We start from the raw sequence: 17,406 nt of genomic DNA, 5'->3' as shown, positions 1-17,406 counted from the left end.
GTACCATCACAATTTCGGGTACACAACCGTCCCGTTTTCCTCGATGATTGGCATGGCGCCCCATTTTCCAAGTTCGTGTGCGACCAGTTCGCCGCCGTCTTTTGTCGGGATGATGTGGGTGACTTCCCACTCATGAGCAGCAAGCCAATTGCTGATGAGCAGGCGATGGCAGCGGGCGGGGTGGCGCTCTGAGCAGCAGTATGCAGTCCTCTTCGATTTGGCCAGCTTCATCAGTTCATCGACGCCTTCCTGGAAGCAGTGCGACAGTGTGTAATCCGCATAATTATGGAACGAGGCATTCTGCCAACCGTCATTCAGTACAGGGGAGACCAGGTCGGAGGCGGGCCGCCTTCCGCCGAGATCAGGCATATGGCAGTACGCGATGTTGGCATTTGGCAGCCACTCCGCCATCGTTTCTTTTTTGAACCAAGGAAATTTACGGCTGCCCGGAAAAGACCGAACATCGACGAGCTGCTCAATCTTCGCAAGCTTGAGCAGCTCGATAAATTCTTCTTTTGAATGTGAATAATGGCCGATCGTAAAAATCTCCAATTCGTAACCCCCTCTGTTTATTACAAGTTTTCCACTGAAGGGTGCGGGTAAAACATAGCAGTGGAAAGCGCTGTACAGAACTTGCGATTGCCTCGGATGGGGGATTGAAACAGAATCGTCTCTGAATAAGAGAAGAGTTCGGGGTTTATCGTTCGCAGTTACATAGATGACTGCTTCACTATTCAAGCTACTCCGATTTGGATACTTATGCTCTATAGGAAAACTGCTGATTTAGGACATGAGGCCTTTATTTATTTTCTTCAAGTTTTAGTATAATAAATAGATTGTGAAAATGGAAAATATATAAAGTAGGACCAGTTTATCCAATTTAGAACATGACTGTACATAGTGAAGAAATAGGAGGAAAACAAATGGCGGAAGAAGTGAACACAACAGGTTGGGATGCAATTGAAGAAGCGGCAACGAAATTATACGGGGATCAGGAACCGAAGCATTATGGGACTGCGATTCCTTATTTGCTTGGCGGACAAGACCCATTGGATGGCCTTAGCGCGTATAAGGCGGAAACACCTTCTCCACATTGGCATATTATTACGTTTGGCTTTTCCGAGCTTTATGAGAAGGAATCGGAAAATGCCGAGTATAGCGGCTACGGGTTTGAGCTTTCGTTTCGGGTGTCCCGCACTGATGATGAGGAAGAGCCTCCTGCATGGGCTTTGAACCTTCTTCAAAATATGGGGCGCTATGTGTTTAACAGCGGCAACGTTTTTGCTTCAGGTGATTATTTGGATGCGAATGGTCCCATCTGCTTGGGAGCCGATACGGAGTTAACCGCTCTTGCTTTTATCACCGATCCAGAGCTAGGTATACTGCATACGCCTAACGGACGCGTTGATTTCCTTCAAATGGTTGGGATCACCGAGGACGAGCTGGAGGCGATGAAAGTATGGAATACAGCTGGTCTACTAGAAGCTGGAAAAGGACAGATTCCAGGTTATCTTACGGATTTATCCCGAACTTCGATGCTTCAAGTTCCTGCCGTTCAGGAAAGTGTTCAAATCGGCATAGACCGCGACGGTTCGAGCACTGGTTATTTATTTGTGGATCAATTGACTTGGGAACCCGGTAAGAAAGGGTTGTTCAAAAAGAAGCCTTCTGTGCTCACAGTAGGAGCGAAGCAAGCTGAAACGGTTGGAAAGTTGTTGCAAGGCCGGTTGCTGAAGGGTAGAGATTTGAGATTAGTAAGTAAAGAGGCAAACGTCACATTGGAGCTTGCTCCAACGACTGGATTCGAAACAGTTGAGGGCACGGTCCATTTACGTCTTGATGAAACAGTTGTCAACGAGCTAATGCATAAACTTCTTCCAATAGAAGGAGAAATTCATTTGTCTTCTACTAACGACTTCATCATACAAGTCGTTAAAACGTACATTAAGGATCAAGATGGACAGGTCATCTCTATCGTTGGATAAAGGATCGAAACATTGTTTACCTAAGAATTTATTTAGAGGTAAGTATTATGACCACGCATTGTCCACTATTTTTTCTGCAAGCTGCATTTAGGGCGAACACTTTTCGTCATGTTCCGGTGGAAAAGGCTACTAAAGGAGAGACGCAAATGAGTGACATCAACTCTCAAAATTGCAATCTAAATATATGGTATTACCTACCTGATAATGTATGGGATAAAGTGAAAAATATATATGAGAGTATGCCGGGGTGGAAAGGATATAAAGATGGAATTCCTTATTGGTTCGGGTGTGAAGAAGATAATGTTTTCATTACGGCCTCCGTTGAACCAAGCGGATTATCTTTTTATGCGCGGATGAGTAATGATGATTGGCATTCCTGGATAGAGAGATTTAAATTGGAAGCGACACAAGTATTAGGATTTGCTGTCGGTGAACCGGAGGAAGGATTTATGTAACAATGCAATAACATGCAATAATGTCGTACGTGGAGAAGCCGGAATGGTAAGAGCCCGCTTTTAAAGCGAGCTCTCCATGAACCTGATTAAGCTTCTCGCAACGTATTAATAACTTCCTCCGCATAGGAATCGGTAAACCGGATCATCCCGTTCTCCTGTACAATCCGCCCTTCCTGCATGCGAATATCAAGCCAATCTGTAATGAAGGAAGGGGCATAGCCGCCTTGGCCGAATTCATCACCAAATACGATGATGCTCGGATAAACAGCTACATATTGATCGCGGCTCGTGTCTGGATTTGCCCTCGTATATAACCAAAACTGTACGTCATACATGACATATGATAATTCGTCTGCGTGAAATGAAAAATGGCCTTTCTCTTCGACAATCCGTGTACAGATGCTGCGGATTTTCTGTCCCACCTGCTCCAATTCGATTACCCGAGAGCACAGCTCCTCCAGCAGAGGAGAAAATTTGCCGTATGCTACTTTCCCCATGGCCTCGATTTTATCTTCCTCAGAAGTATCATATTGTTCATCGTTCACTAAGCCTTTAATAAACTCCTCGAAATTAGCGGCTAGGAAGGTAATCTTATAATCATCTTCCTGATCGACATGGACAACTGCAGGTTCGCCATCTGAACCGCTTGCCCGATAGTCTAACATGACGACATCATGACCGGCTGAAGGGCAATCACAGATCACCACACCGATATCAGGATATCCCCATTCCTCAATCATAAAAGGACTGCCGAGATCCCCGCACAGTGAATAGCTTTTCTCGCGACCAATTCCCATAATCCCCGAAATGGCAATATGATTTTCCGCCCAAGAAGTCGGTTCCTCTGTTGGAAAGTTGGTGTTCTTCGGCACCCCGCCATTCTAGAATTATCCCGGTAATGCTAAATACAAAGGCTGTCTATCGCTATTATTAGAAGTTCATATAGACTGCTATATATTACAAATAAAAAAACTTCTGCCAATCGGCACTCGTCTAATGTTATGAAGGGGGATATGAAGTGGATAGCTATTCAATTGAACAAACGAAGTTACTACCGTATGAAAAGATCATTGATGAACTCATGATTGATTATGGTCAAGATATATTACAGCTTGTTATGCAATACGTACATAACCTCTCCGTTGCGGAAGATTTAACACAAGAAATTTTTGTAAAGTGCTATAGGGCATTGCCGACATTCCAGTTTAATTCTTCAATGAAAACTTGGTTATGGCGCATTGCGATTAATCATACAAAAGATTATTTGAAAAGCTGGTATGCAAAAAATGTAGAAGCGACCGAAGATAATCGAATCGCACAAGTGAAAAGTGGAGTTTGTGTCGAGCAGCAAGTTATTAGGCAACAAGAAGATGAAGAACTAGCACGTACTGTGTTCGCACTACCGCTGAAATATCGTGAAGTCATCTATTTATGCTATTACGAGGAACAATCGATGAAGGAAATAGCAGACGTCCTGCAGCTAAACAAAAGTACCGTGAAAACGAGATTGCGTAAAGCAAAACAATTATTGAAGAATCGATTGGAGTGTGAGTAGGAGTGGAAGAACGCTTAAAAAATTTGAAAAAAGCAGTCGATCAAACTGTCTTTAATAAAGTAGAATTTAAAACAAAACATCGACAGCAAATACATAAACAGTTACAAGTATTATCCTTACAACAAACATTACTATCCATGCTCACAGAATCAAAGTCAGGCACGGAAATAACGCAAATGCTGCATGTCCGTGGTGTCGAGCAAATTGTTCATAATGAAGGGATGATTTATTCGGTTTTACATGAAGCCGAGCAGCACGGTTGGCTTTCTGCAAGGTGGGAAAGTGGTGTGAAGTACTATCAATTAACGAAGCTCGGGAAAAAGCGATTACAGCAAGACAATGCGCATGAAAAGCTATCTCTTAAGGAACTAATTTGGGGGGTGCGCATGAATGTTGATTAAGGAGTTTCTACAGCAAGTTACAAGCTATATCCGTTCAAAAGAGGCACGTAGCTATGTAGAAGAAGAATTGCACCACCATCTGACGAAATCCAAACAAGCCTGGGTGAATTCAGGCTACTCTTCAATAGAAGCTGAGCAAAAAGCCATTGAGGAAATGGGCTCTGCTTCACAGCTCGGAAAATCAATGGACAAAATTCACCGGCCAAAATGGGATTTCTGGCTAATTGGCGCAGTGTTGCTATTGATTGCTGTAAGCATTACACCAATCTTAACGACAGATTTCAGCCATCGATTTGGTGTAGATATGACGAATTACTTTGTTAAAAATAAAATCCTTCATATCATACTAGCCGTTGCAGGGATAGCCGTCATCATGTATTTTGATTATCGTAAACTGCAATGCTATAGTATGTTCTTTTATAGAGGGGCACTGTTGTTATTAATCGTTCTCTGGGCTATGCCCAACATCTTTGTTAATGGAGAAGCAATGTATAAAATAGGTCCAATTCGTTTGCAGGCATGGATGGCGCTTCCGTTGTTATTAGTAGCCTTTGCAGGATTTTTCACTGAACGCAAATGGAGAGGTTGGAAACTGACTGGATTATTTCTACTTCCAATATTCTTATTCATGATGATAGGAAGTCTTTCTGTAACGCTACTATATATGGGAGTTGTAGCCGTTTTGTTTAGCTTTAGCTATTTCAACCGAAAAGCGAAGCTTATTGTGTTTTTAATAGTAGGGGGAATGGGGTTAGCGATAGCGGCATTTAGTGTTTATGCATATCACTATTTACTTGAGCCATATCAAACAGTACGCATCAGAGCTTTTTTACATCCTGAATTATATGCGGATTCAGCAGGCTACATGATGCTCCAATTAAATGAAGCACTTGCACGGGCTGGCTGGTTCGGGGCAGATAGGCTTCACTACATTCCTGAAGCCCACACTGATTATGCTTTGGTACAGCTTATTCAATCGTATGGCTATGTTGCAGGACTCGCAGTCATTGGTATCATATTCGCTGTTGCGCTACGCATTTTGTGGCTTGTTACTACAATGCCACAATCATATGGTAAGTTACTCGTTATCGCAGCAGGAACATTATACAGTTGCCAGAGTATTTACTCTGTTTTAATGGTGTTTGGCTTCTTACCACTAACAGGCGTGCCGTTACCGTTTATTAGTTACGGGATTACACCATTGCTGATAAATGCCTTTCTAATAGGCTTAGTCTTAAGCGTCTATCGGAGAAAAGCGTTTATCGGAAAACAAATTTACTCTGCATAAATCATCCATCTGAAGATGATGGCAACACAGAATGTGTGACGCTAAGTATATCATTGTCTCTATGGCAAAGATATTTGACTGGCGTCAATATCGGATCAAAAACAAAAATATCGGGTTTACATTTATCACTCTGTCATTTCGTTCATGAGCAGTAAAGCATTGTTACTCAAGGGCGGACAAGCACCAAGGAAATAAATGGTCCAGTTGTAATAGATCATACTATATGATATGGTTTAAAGTGCAAACTAATAGAAATATTATAAATGGCAGCATGATCTTTTATAAAAACTTTAAAAACTTAATAGTATGCACTAGGGGTGTTATTTAACTGAGATGAGTAGAGACTCAAACCCTTTGAACCTGATCTAGCTGAAACTAGCGTAGGAAAGTGTAAACTCTCGGACATACGAAGAGGGATGACTCTGTCTTCTTTTTGGTGTGTCGTCATAGTTTTACGCAACTTTCCTTTTGGAAGGTTGCGTTTTTTTATTAGCTGCCATTTACCGATTCAAAACGTATAAGAACAGGAGTGGTTAGGATGAGTAAAGTCGTATTGGTAACAGGAAGTAGTCAAGGACTAGGGGCAACGATCGTAAGAACATTGGCAAGCCAAGGATTTCGGGTAGTCGTCAATTACAATAAGAGCAAAGAGGCAGCCGACAAGATTGTTTCCGAGATTGGAAAGGAGTATGCGATTGCCATTCAAGCTGATGTAACCAATCGAACAGAAGTGGATCGTATGGTAGAAGAGGCAACTGACTATTTTGGGCAAATTGATGTTGTGGTGAATAATGCATTAATCGATTTCAAATTTGATCCAATCAAGCAGAAACCTTTCGCAGAACTAACTTGGGATGACTATCAAAGACAGTTGGATGGTACTTTAAAAGCAGCATATAACGTAATTCAAAGTGTCATACCTCAATTTATTGAACGACAAAATGGAAGTATTATCAATATAGGGACGAATCTATTTCAGAATCCTGTCGTTCCTTATCATGAATATACAACAGCGAAAGCCGGATTGATCGGTTTTACACGTAATATTGCTGCCGAGTTAGGAGCATATGGCATAAAAGCGAATGTCGTTTCAGGAGGCTTATTGAAAACAACTAACGCCAGTGCTGTTACAACGCCGGAAGTATTCGATTTGATTGCAAGTTCTACGCCACTGAAGAAGGTCACCACGCCACAAGAAGTAGCGAATATGGTCGCATATTTGTCTTCAGACAATGCAAGCGGTATTACAGGGCAGAATATCACAGTCGATGGCGGTTTAACAATGAACTGACAAATGGGGGAGTGAAAAATGGTTGAAATGAACGCAAAACAACTAAACTTAGGTGTTTTGCTGTATGGCTGCGGACACCACCAAGCTGCGTGGCTTATGCCTGACTCAAGTGTTGAACGGATTGGTGATATTACCTATTATCAAAACTTAGCCAAGTTGGCGGAAAAGGGCCTATTTGACGTCGTATTCTTTGCAGATAATCAATCTTTTGTAGGCAAAGATTGCAGTGATATGCCGGCGTTTTGGTTTGACCCGCTCATCAATTTAACAGCCATATCCCAAGTGACAGACCATGTGGGATTAGTTCCAACGATATCAAGTACTTTTTCGAATCCTTTTACAGCTTCACGACAGCTTTTAAGTTTAGACCATCTTACAAAAGGTCGTGTAGGTTGGAATCTTGTTACTTCAATGACTGATGTTGAAGCACAAAATCATAGTATGGATAAGCTGCCGTCTCATGATGAACGCTATGAAAAAGCAGATGAATTTGCTACTTTAATGAATCATTTATTTCTTTCATGGGATAGCAAAGCGTTTCTGCATGAACGTGAAGAGAAAAAATTGATCGATCCTTCACACATCACGCCATTTCATCACGAAGGTACCTACTTTAAAGTGTGTGGTCCGTCCACTACGCCGAAAAGTCCTCAAGGTAAACCGGTCGCAATGCAGGCAGGGGCGTCCAAGCAAGGCATTGCATTAGCTGCAAAGCATGCAGATGCAGTTTACTCAGTGTCGTGGAACTTCAAGCAAGCAAAAAGGTTTCGAGAAAAAATCAATGAGCAAATGAAACAAAGCGAGAATAGCAACAGATATATTAAAGTGTTTCCGGGCTTAGTCACCTATGTCGGCAAGAGTCGTGAAGAGGCTTTAGCCAAGAAAGCGGCATTAGATGTACAGTTACCTATTGACACGGCATTAAAACAGCTGAGCATTTTTATTCGGCAAGACTGCTCCAATTGGGCACTTGATGAAAAGGTTCCACCATTGCCGCCTGTGGAGGAATTTACTGGACCGGTCGGCCGATATGAGACGATAATAGAAATTATTCATGATACAAACCCAACAGTAAGGGAATTATTGGGGTATCTAAATGCTGGTGGAGGACATTTCACGCTCATCGGCACACCTGAAGAGATTGTCGATCAGATGGAGCTTTGGTTTAAAGCAGGGGTAGCCGATGGATTTAATCTTATGCCTCCCACATTGCCGAGTAGTTTAGAAGACTTTGTTGAATTCATAGTACCGGAGCTGCAAAAGAGAGGTCTTTTCAAAAAATATTATGAAGGACATACATTACGTAGACATTTAGGGCTAACATAATAAAAGATCATGAAAAGGGGAGCGATTCAATAACGCTGCCCTTTGGATTCCGTCTATAGCCCCAGAAATTCCGTTGGTTTTTCAGTATAATCAACCCTTTCCAATTCCACATATCAACATTCAATATACGTCCAGATACGGCCCTATGAATTCCGTAGAATTCACGTGCCATTTTTGTGTCTCCGATTGTTGTGGCAAGCAAGTCTTTCATTTCACTAAATAGACTTGTGGCGTACTTCGACGGTCCATTGTCCAACACAATTGAAGGCTTCTCATTTAGTTAGTTAAACTTTTGGGAAGCCTCTTTTCCTGCATGCAAATAGACATCAACTAATATAATCAAATAGTCTGCAAGAAGGGAGGTTAGGAACTGATGGTGACTAAAAAATACGATGAGATCTTTAGCCGAGTCGTGAAATCAAAGCATATACATGAGTCTGTACTATTTATCCAAAATGGAAATGGGGATTTTTCATACAAAAATGAGTATGGGGGCAAGAGCATAGATGCGCCATTGCTCATGGCAAGTATTACGAAGCTGTTTACAACTACATGCATTTTAATTTTGCTGGAGCAAGGGAAACTCTCATTAGATGATAAAGTGACACGTTTTTTTGATAAAGAGAAACTTAGTGGGCTCCATCTCTATAAAGGACAGGAGTATACCGCAAAATTGACCATCGCTCATTTGCTGTTTCAGACAAGCGGGTTACCGGATGTATCTGAAGAAGGTAAAAATAATCTTCGAAAACGTGTACTTCAGGAAGATATGAACATCACAATTGACGAAATAATAGCGTTTACGAAAGAGATGAAACCACACTTTGCACCTGACACATTAAATAGATCACATTATGCGGATATCAATTTTGATATTTTAGGCCAGATTATTGAGTCCCTTACGAATTCTTCATTGGAAGATGTCTATAAATCTTTCATTTTTGAACCATTGAAGCTTGAGAAAACATATTTACCTATAGATGAGGATGATTTTATTCCCAGTATTTATTTTAAAAATAATGCGCTTTCCCTTCCGAAATACATTAAAAGCTGTCGAGCGAGTGGAGGGGCAATTACCACTGCCCGCGAAATGATGGTCTTTATTAAAGCGTTTTTTGGAGGAGATTTATTTAATCAAGAAATCTTCAACCAATTGGAGATGTATAAGAAGTTACAAATCAGCTTTTATCCCATTCAATATGGTGGCGGCTATATGAGAATCCCATTAGGTGGATTTACAATGCTTTTTACTGGTAAGGGGGAATTGATCGGACATTCGGGCTCGACAGGTTCCTTTGCTTTTTATTATCCCGAGAAAGATCTGTTTTTTGTAGGTGATGTAAACCAAACGGCGAACCCTGCAACAGCAGTACGGATGGCGATACGACTTGCGGTTTCGAGTAAATAAAAGGAACGAATGCAATATTGCATTCGTTCTTTTTTTACATACTTTTGGTTACTCTTTGTTAGTGCGTTTCGCACCTTCTGCAGGAAGCGTGTAGTGCAAAGGGATAGAGAATTCCACATAGGAGGGACATACACCATTCAAGTAATAGTTACTACACGTTAGTTTTGGGCTGTCTTCGATTTCCCACGGCGACAAGGATGATCGTGAGAGATAGAACAATCATGCAAATAATGACAGTCCATATTATGGTGGGGTATTGGTTGTTGAATCCGGTTTCTGATGTATGTTTAGAGTAGATACCGAAATAAGCCCATAATACAGCCAAACCATATGCAGGGTTGTGTAAGCGAAGCATTGTTGTGACACTAATGATTGTTCCGATAATCAGGATAAGTATAGTCCATGTCACTTCAGATAACCCAAATCCATCCCATCTGATCGAGACGAGGAAAGCTGTAATGTTGGCAATGGTCGCAACTGTTATCCAGCCAAAATAGACACTAAAGGGAAGTTTGATAAAAAAACTCTCTTTTAAAGAGAGGGAAGCCTCTGCGGTCAATTTGTTGATGTTGATTAGGCAAAGAAGCAGCCCGATCATAGTGATGACGGATAAGAATAGTTTTTCATAATGCCATGCAAGTATCCAAAGGGTATTAAGAATTGAAGAAATTGAAAAGTAGATGCCGACTTGTGTTAACAGACGGGCTGTAGAAGGTTTTAGCTTTTTATGAAAGAAACCGAGTTGGTATAAGACATGTAATCCTAATAAGACATATATGACGCTCCAGATTGAAAATGTAAAGCCTGCAGGGGCAAATAAATTACTGTATTTCGCTGAAATTTCACCCGTTGTTTGCCCGTTAATGGGTAAAACGTTCGCCAATACATTAGTGACAATCATCAAGATGTATGTAAGAACGATTACTGTATTCAACCATACTCGTTTGCTAGTTAACTTCATCGAATCCTCCTTTCTCGAACTATATTCATCACTCTTTTCTACTATTCCTGTATTCCAACAATATAAACGATTTTTGGCAAGTGGCTGTTGAAGTGTAGAATTTCTAGCATTTTTTTGAAAGTTGAAGGAATTGTGCCGCGGAATAGAGAACAAGTACTTGTTAGATGCCATTTCTATTCAGAATACATGGGGAGGTTATCAATTGAAATTATTAGTTATTGGCGGAACATCGTTTGTCGGTCGTCATATTGTTGAGCAATTACTACTAAAAGGACATGAAGTAGTTCTATTCAATCGAGGAAAAACAAATCCTGATTTATTTCCAGCGTGTCGTCGCATTATTGGGGATCGTCGCATAAATATGGATCAGGCTGCCCTCGAACATTGGGATGCTGTCATTGATACAAGCGGTTATACGCCGAATGATGTAAAACCTGTTATTGAGGCACTGAAAGAAAAGAGTGATCATTATACATTTATTTCAACGATTTCAGTTTATGATGATTACTCAAAAGGCGATGTAAATGAGAATGGCTCGATATTTACACATACTGTCAACACGGACGAAGTGACGGGTGCAACGTACGGTCCGCTAAAGGTAATGTGCGAAAATGAAGTAAAGGATGGATTTGGCGAAAAGGCCCTAATTGTTAGACCTTGCATTATCGTAGGTCCGCATGATCCAACGGATAGATTCACATATTGGGCTTTGCGAACTGTAGAGGAAGGGCCAATTGCCATTCCGGGAGGAGACAGGAAAGTACAATGGATTGATGTTCGTGATTTGGCAAAGTGGATAGTAACCATGATTGAGGGGAAGAAAACAGGGACTTTTAACGCTGCTTCTGAACCCGTTTCATTCGAAGCGTTCATTGATGAATTAATTGCTGAACAAGGAATTGAGACAATCGCCATTCCTGATACGATTGTGGAAAAGGTAGAGATGGATGCAAAGCATCGTTTCCCATTGTGGATGCCAATTTCGGAACAGTTTCCACAAGGCTTTTTTATTGTCGATGCATCTAATGCTGTGGAGGCTGGGCTTTCGATTCGTCCCCTTCGCGACACTGCGGATGACACAAGGGAATGGGCAGCACATCTCGATTCCGGAACATGCAAAGTTGGTCCAAATAATGAAATCGAGAAATTATTACTTGAAACTGCTGCGAGAGAAAGAATATCAAATTGAATAACTGATGGGTGCTAATGACATTTGCCCCTACTTGTAGTGCCTATCCCCGAGCAATCTATTCTGTGGGGATAGGCACATTAGGTTATTAAATGAAGTCGTCAAAACGTAAAGCACTTCGATTACAGATTTTACGCGCTAGTATATGGCTTACATAAATCAAAACCAATGTCCAAATAGGAGTGATCTGCATTGTCGGAATCAACGAAAGGGGAAAGTAAATTTCCTGTCAGCATCATAGTTGCATTGGTGACTGCTTTAAGTCTTTTAGGAGATTCAATGTTATATATTGCGTTGCCTTTGTACTGGAAAGAGGCTGGTCTTGACTCCATTTGGCAAGTTGGTGTGCTTCTATCCATTAACCGTTTTATCCGTTTGCCTTTTAACCCACTTGTTGGATGGCTTTATAATAAGATTTCCCTTAAGACCGGATTAGTTATCGCAATTCTATTAGGAAGCATCACGACGTTAGGCTACGGATTATTGAGCGGTTTTATTGCGTGGATAATTTTACGTAGTCTTTGGGGAATTGCTTGGTCATTTTTCAGAATCGGAGGTTTATCCATTTTGGCCGTTGATACAAACAAGGACAATCGGGGTAAATCAATTGGTCTGTACAACGGATTATATCGATTAGGCAGCTTATTTGGTATGTTAGTAGGTGGATTGCTTGTGCCAATTATAGGGTTAAGTGCCGTTTCGATTATTTTTGGTTGTCTTACTCTGTTAGGGCTTCCTTTGATTTTAATGTATGTGAATACAACTTCCTCGATGGCTAATGTGCAGGATAACAAGGCTGTCATTGTTAACGAACGATTTATTAACAGACTTAAACAGGGCAGAGGAATGATTATTTTTACTGGCTTCTGTATCACTCTGCTCATTCAAGGGGTATTCATCTCAACTCTAAGCTCATTGATTGAACATAACCATGGGGAGAATGTCGTCTTGTTTGGATCAGTAATGAGTGTTACTTTCCTGACGGGAATTATTTTATCGATACGATGGATATGGGAACCGTTTTTAGGAGCACGTTTTGGGATTTGGTCCGATGGAGCAAAAGGAAGAGTGCCTTTACTCGTTCTATCCTTGATCTTTGGAGGCTTGACGTTTGGAATTATTTCCAATGAACTTTCACTCGCTGTGATGATTTTCTTTACTTTCTTAGTGATGATTGCATCTACATCACTTACAACCATTGTGGATGCAATTGCCTTGGACGTTTCAAAAAACACAAATGTCGTTTCATTTCTGACAACGTATACAATCGCTCAAGATCTTGGCGCATCTATAGGTCCTTTTATTAGCTTCATGATTTTTGGGTTAGTAAACGGATTCACTTACGTTTACTGGGGAGGGGCAATTGTATTTTTGTTCCTAGCAATCCTTTGGTCATTCAGCTATAAAAAAGAAAGAGGAGCATTTTCTATCACATCATAAACAGCCGTATGGAGAGGAGGAACCTCTCTCATCCGGCTGTTTTTTATTTCATCATTTAACGCTTATTCGATTCATCTTGGAAATCTTAGTAACTTGACGAAAAAGCTAAAGAGGAGTATTATATTTTACCTGTAGAAAAAGTTACATTAAAATAATGTTTTCCATAGATCAGAAGCAAAATAAAAAAGTAAAAGGTTGGTGTTTACATGAGAAAACAATGGAATATGAAAGATTTTCTTTTACACAACTTTTTAGGAATATATGCAATAGCTGTCTTAATGTTATGGATGAAAACATATATCGCTCAAGCTACACAGTTTGAATTAGGGGTAGAAGGACCTCTTCAGCAATTCCTTTTACTGCTAAATCCGCTCGGTTCAGCATTGCTATTTCTAGGAATTTCTTTTTTGTTTAAAGGAAAGAAAAAATATACATCGCTCGTCGTCATGTACATTCTCATGTCGATTCTATTATATGCAAATATCGTCTATTACCGTTTCTTCAGTGATTTCATTACAATTCCTACCCTTATGCAAACGCAAAATTTCGGGGATTTGGGCGGAAGTGTTCTGTCCTTGCTAAAACCTTATGATGTTTTGTTCTTTGTGGATGTATTCGTTATGATGTACCTTCGATTTTCACGTAAGGTACAAAAAGAGACAAATCGGGTAGGATCTAAAAAAGCGGCTGCGATTATTGCTGTCGCCTTAGTCATTTCTATTATTAATCTAGGACTCGCTGAATCAAGCCGTCCGCAACTATTGACTCGAGGTTTTGATCGAAACTATATTGTGAAATATTTAGGGATGTATAATTACACGATTTATGACTCGGTGGAAACGGCGGCAGCGTCATCACAAAGAGCTTTGGCGGATAGCAGTGATCTCACAGAAGTGATCAACTATACACAATCTGCTTACGCCGAACCGAATCCAACCTATTTTGGTGCAGCCGAAGGAATGAACGTCATCTATTTGCATTTAGAATCATTCCAAAACTTTTTGATTGACTATAAATTGAACGGGGAAGAAGTTACACCGTTTTTAAATTCATTAACAAAAGATAAGAATACAGCGTATTTCGATAACTTCTTCCATCAAACGGGCCAAGGTAAAACGTCCGATGCGGAATTCATGTTGGAGAACTCCATATTCGGATTGCCCCAAGGATCTGCTTTTATTACGAAAGCACAAAATACGTACCAAGCCGCCCCAAGCATTTTAAAGGATTATGGGTATACATCTGCTGTCTTCCACGGGAATAACGGAAGCTTCTGGAATCGAAATACCATCTACAAAGAATTTGGATTCGACCATTTCTTCGATGCGAGTTATTATGATACGAGTTCTCCTATCGACATGGCCGAATACGGATTATTGGACAAACCGTTCTATGAACAATCTGAAAGCATGCTCGCTTCATTGCCGCAACCTTTTTATACGAAATTCATTACGGTTGGAAACCACTATCCGTATGCTATGAACCAAGACTTGGTGACCATCGATAAAGCACAGACTGGGGACACCAGTGTGGACGCTTATTTCCAAACTGCGCGGTATACAGATGAAGCAATTGAAAAAGTCTTCACTCGATTAAAGGAAACAGGCTTATATGATAACTCGGTCATTGTTCTGTATGGTGACCATTATGGTATTTCAGAGAATCATAAAAAAGCGATGGGCCAAATCATAGGGAAAGACATTACACCTTATGAAAGTGCGAACTTGCAGCGCGTTCCATTATTCATACATGTTCCTGGAATGAAAGGTGGCATTAACCACACGTATGGTGGCCAGACAGACCTTCTTCCGACGTTATTACATTTGCTTGGAATTGACACGAAAGACTTTGTTCAATTCGGTTCCGATTTATTCTCGGAAGAGCATAATGAAGTCGTCCCGTTCCGAAATGGCGATTTTATCAGCCCGACGATTGATTCAATCAATGAAAAGTTTTATGATAATCAAACAGGCTTGCCTCTGGACGAGCGTCAAATGGAGCGTGCCAATGCTTTGAAAAAAGAAGTGGATTATAAATTGGAGCTTTCCGATAAAGTCGTGAATGGTGACTTATTGAGATTTTATACGCCAAAAGGATATACACCTGTCGATCCTTCTCAGTATAACTACACTAAAGATGCAGATGTACAATTAAACGATTGACATATTGCAGTTGAAGAAGCATGTTCTCTCCTAATGGAGAGGGCATGCTTCTTTTTTTCGCCGATTACCCATTCATAATATATAAAAAACAGCCGAATGGAGAGGGGGATACCTCACTCATTCGGCTGTTTTACATATCATCATTTACTTTCAAAGTCGCAATCCTTTAATGGAATCAGCTTTGTTTTGAACTTAACTTTATAAATTAGCCAAACGATCAAGAAAAGAGGAAGACCTATATAGGAAACGAGTGCGCCGTTCCAATCGATGTTACCGCCAGTAAAGGCTTGGAAGTTTTGGCCGGCAATGATGAAAATACATAGGACCAGAGCTAACAAAGGACCGAATGGGAACCATTTTGCGCGATAAGGAAGATCCGAGAGATTTCTGCCTTGTGCAATAAAGGCCCTTCTGAAACGGTAGTGACTGATTGCAATTCCGAGCCATGTAACAAATCCAGCCATCCCTGATGCGTTCAACAACCAGACGTACACCGTACCGTCTCCGAAGAAAGTGGAAAGGAAGGCAAGGGAACCGACTAATGTCGTAGCGATCAACGCATTGACCGGCACGCCTCTTCTATCTAATTTCGCTAAGAACTTTGGCGCTTTCCCATCACGCGCCAAATCCCAAAGCATTCGGGTAGATGCATACATACCCGAGTTACCAGCAGATAAGACCGCAGTCAAAATGATGGCGTTCATGACAGAAGCAGCAAATGCAAATCCGGCCCGTTCAAATACGAGTGTGAACGGACTGACAGAAACCGACTCACTCAATAATCGTGCATCCGTATACGGAATTATCATCCCGATGACGAAAATCGCAAAGATGTAGAAAAGAAGGATGCGCCAAAAAACAGAGTTTACCGCTTTGGGAATCGTCTTTTCCGGATTTTCACTTTCACCGGCAGCGACACCAAGCAATTCCGTACCTTGGAAAGAAAACCCTGCTGCCATGAAAATACCAAGGATCGCAAAGAATCCTCCGTTAAACGGTGCATCACCAAACGTGAAGTTCGAAAAGCCGATCGCTTCGCCGCCCATAATGCCAAAAATCATTAGAAACCCGGTAATGATGAAGATGATGACCGTTACAACTTTAATAAGTGAAAACCAGAATTCGGTTTCGCCAAAACCTTTAACAGACATATAGTTGATGCCGAACATGATCAGAAGGGCAAGTCCGCTCCATAAGAACGAAGGGCTATCAGGAAACCAGAATTTCATGATCAATACAACCGCTGCCAGTTCCGCAGCAATCGTAATCGCCCAGTTATACCAGTAATTCCAGCCGATTGCAAATCCGAATGCCGGATCGACGAATCGTGTAGCATATTCTTTGAATGATCCTGCCACAGGCATATAAGCGGCCATCTCCGCAAGGCTCGTCATCAGGAAGTACACCATGATCCCTACAGCTGCATACGCAACCAATGCCCCTCCTGGCCCTGCAGCATGGATTGCTCCGCCACTTGCCAAGAAAATCCCCGTTCCAATCGAGCCTCCAAGAGAAATCATCATCAGGTGACGGGCTTTCAATGTTCTTTTCAATTGAGGCGTATTCGTAGTTGTTAACTTGTTCTCCATGTTGTCCACTCCTCTTTATGACGGAAGGTTGTTACATCTACATAGTTTACCCAAATTAAAAAACAGCCATCAAGGCAAATCGACGGCTGTTGGATAAATGCGTAAATCCTTCCGAAGATAGTTCTCCACGTTAAAAACGTGACAATGATGTTCCTATTCGAAAACATCACCAGCATGGATAGCCAATGATCTATCCACACTTCGGCAACTCATCCTTTCAAACGGAGTCAACAATCTCAGAGAATCTCGTCCGTCCTACTCTTATGAGCAGCAGCCTCTATCCCATCGGTGAATGGGAGTATTAAATTAATGAATAAATTATAGGACAATATTATTCATAATGCAATGGTAAAACA

At 41.1% G+C, this 17,406-nt stretch carries 14 protein-coding genes, 1 pseudogene and 2 riboswitches; of the genes and pseudogenes, 11 read left to right on the top strand and 4 right to left on the bottom strand.

Annotated features, from left to right (window positions below):
- Positions 1-6: 6 nt before the first annotated feature.
- Entirely contained in the window at positions 7-552 is a 546-nt protein-coding gene (locus ACR65H_RS10855) for a DUF488 domain-containing protein (protein WP_440500264.1), read from the bottom strand.
- Positions 553-923: 371 nt separating this feature from the next.
- Here ACR65H_RS10855 and ACR65H_RS10850 point away from each other — a divergent pair, with 371 nt between their 5' ends.
- Together ACR65H_RS10850 and ACR65H_RS10845 are read left to right on the top strand one after the other, a co-directional pair.
- The gene (locus ACR65H_RS10850; protein ID WP_440500262.1) at positions 924-1,985 is read left to right on the top strand and encodes a suppressor of fused domain protein; all 1,062 of its coding nucleotides are present in this window, start codon (positions 924-926) and stop codon (positions 1,983-1,985) included.
- Positions 1,986-2,131: 146 nt separating this feature from the next.
- Entirely contained in the window at positions 2,132-2,440 is a 309-nt protein-coding gene (locus ACR65H_RS10845) for a hypothetical protein (RefSeq protein ID WP_440500261.1), read from the top strand.
- 86 nt (positions 2,441-2,526) lie between these two features.
- Here the strand turns inward: ACR65H_RS10845 and ACR65H_RS10840 are convergent.
- Positions 2,527-3,321 (bottom strand): annotated as a pseudogene (locus ACR65H_RS10840) (SMI1/KNR4 family protein); the annotation flags it as partial.
- Between the two features lie 137 nt (positions 3,322-3,458).
- Here ACR65H_RS10840 and ACR65H_RS10835 point away from each other — a divergent pair.
- The 6 genes from ACR65H_RS10835 (at position 3,459) to ACR65H_RS10810 (ending at position 9,709) form a co-directional block, all read left to right on the top strand.
- Positions 3,459-3,995 (top strand): sigma-70 family RNA polymerase sigma factor, encoded by a 537-nt coding sequence (locus ACR65H_RS10835; protein ID WP_440500260.1) that lies wholly within the window; start codon positions 3,459-3,461, stop codon positions 3,993-3,995.
- 2 nt (positions 3,996-3,997) lie between these two features.
- Entirely contained in the window at positions 3,998-4,396 is a 399-nt protein-coding gene (locus ACR65H_RS10830) for a helix-turn-helix transcriptional regulator (RefSeq protein WP_440500259.1), read from the top strand.
- Entirely contained in the window at positions 4,386-5,684 is a 1,299-nt protein-coding gene (locus ACR65H_RS10825; protein ID WP_440500257.1) for an FtsW/RodA/SpoVE family cell cycle protein, read from the top strand. Before ACR65H_RS10830 ends, ACR65H_RS10825 begins: the two co-directional genes overlap by 11 nt.
- Before the next feature lie 303 nt (positions 5,685-5,987).
- A riboswitch (TPP riboswitch) is annotated at positions 5,988-6,088 on the top strand.
- 134 nt (positions 6,089-6,222) lie between these two features.
- Positions 6,223-6,975, top strand: a complete 753-nt coding sequence (locus ACR65H_RS10820) for a 3-oxoacyl-ACP reductase (RefSeq protein ID WP_440500256.1) — start codon at positions 6,223-6,225, stop codon at positions 6,973-6,975.
- Positions 6,976-6,993: 18 nt separating this feature from the next.
- Positions 6,994-8,301 carry an LLM class flavin-dependent oxidoreductase gene (locus ACR65H_RS10815; RefSeq protein WP_440500255.1) on the top strand — a complete coding sequence of 436 codons (1,308 nt, stop codon included), beginning with the start codon at positions 6,994-6,996 and terminating at the stop codon, positions 8,299-8,301.
- A gap of 373 nt (positions 8,302-8,674) precedes the next feature.
- Positions 8,675-9,709 (top strand): serine hydrolase domain-containing protein, encoded by a 1,035-nt coding sequence (locus ACR65H_RS10810; protein WP_440500254.1) that lies wholly within the window; start codon positions 8,675-8,677, stop codon positions 9,707-9,709.
- Positions 9,710-9,860: 151 nt separating this feature from the next.
- Here the strand turns inward: ACR65H_RS10810 and ACR65H_RS10805 are convergent, their stop codons facing one another.
- Positions 9,861-10,670, bottom strand: coding sequence for a TspO-related membrane protein (locus ACR65H_RS10805; RefSeq protein ID WP_440500253.1), 810 nt, complete (start codon positions 10,668-10,670; stop codon positions 9,861-9,863).
- A gap of 202 nt (positions 10,671-10,872) precedes the next feature.
- On the opposite strand from ACR65H_RS10805, the gene ACR65H_RS10800 reads away from it, so the two are divergent.
- From ACR65H_RS10800 to ltaS, 3 genes are all read left to right on the top strand, one after another.
- Positions 10,873-11,859 (top strand): NAD-dependent epimerase/dehydratase family protein, encoded by a 987-nt coding sequence (locus tag ACR65H_RS10800; RefSeq protein WP_440500251.1) that lies wholly within the window; start codon positions 10,873-10,875, stop codon positions 11,857-11,859.
- A 192-nt stretch (positions 11,860-12,051) separates the two neighbouring features.
- Complete coding sequence (locus tag ACR65H_RS10795) at positions 12,052-13,299, top strand: MFS transporter (protein WP_440500249.1); 1,248 nt, start codon at positions 12,052-12,054, stop codon at positions 13,297-13,299.
- A 206-nt stretch (positions 13,300-13,505) separates the two neighbouring features.
- Positions 13,506-15,461: a lipoteichoic acid synthase gene (gene ltaS / locus ACR65H_RS10790; protein ID WP_440500248.1), complete on the top strand. Its 1,956-nt coding sequence runs from the start codon at positions 13,506-13,508 to the stop codon at positions 15,459-15,461.
- Between the two features lie 140 nt (positions 15,462-15,601).
- On the opposite strand, the gene ACR65H_RS10785 is transcribed toward ltaS, so the two are convergent.
- Positions 15,602-17,050, bottom strand: coding sequence for an amino acid permease (locus ACR65H_RS10785; RefSeq protein ID WP_440500247.1), 1,449 nt, complete (start codon positions 17,048-17,050; stop codon positions 15,602-15,604).
- Between the two features lie 110 nt (positions 17,051-17,160).
- Positions 17,161-17,338: riboswitch (Lysine riboswitch) on the bottom strand.
- Positions 17,339-17,406 lie beyond the last annotated feature (68 nt).

The organism is Sporosarcina sp. SAFN-015, assembly GCF_059415085.1.
This window is presented reverse-complemented; position numbering and strand designations above follow the sequence as displayed.

Coding starts and splice junctions, on each gene's coding strand:
- ACR65H_RS10820 (WP_440500256.1), top strand. CDS start 6,223: ATGAGTAAAGTCGTATTGGTAACAGGAAGTAGTCAAGGACTAGGGGCA.
- ACR65H_RS10825 (WP_440500257.1), top strand. CDS start 4,386: ATGTTGATTAAGGAGTTTCTACAGCAAGTTACAAGCTATATCCGTTCA.
- ACR65H_RS10810 (WP_440500254.1), top strand. CDS start 8,675: ATGGTGACTAAAAAATACGATGAGATCTTTAGCCGAGTCGTGAAATCA.
- ACR65H_RS10850 (WP_440500262.1), top strand. CDS start 924: ATGGCGGAAGAAGTGAACACAACAGGTTGGGATGCAATTGAAGAAGCG.
- ACR65H_RS10805 (WP_440500253.1), bottom strand. CDS start 10,670: ATGAAGTTAACTAGCAAACGAGTATGGTTGAATACAGTAATCGTTCTT.
- ACR65H_RS10785 (WP_440500247.1), bottom strand. CDS start 17,050: ATGGAGAACAAGTTAACAACTACGAATACGCCTCAATTGAAAAGAACA.
- ACR65H_RS10845 (WP_440500261.1), top strand. CDS start 2,132: ATGAGTGACATCAACTCTCAAAATTGCAATCTAAATATATGGTATTAC.
- ltaS (WP_440500248.1), top strand. CDS start 13,506: ATGAGAAAACAATGGAATATGAAAGATTTTCTTTTACACAACTTTTTA.
- ACR65H_RS10815 (WP_440500255.1), top strand. CDS start 6,994: ATGGTTGAAATGAACGCAAAACAACTAAACTTAGGTGTTTTGCTGTAT.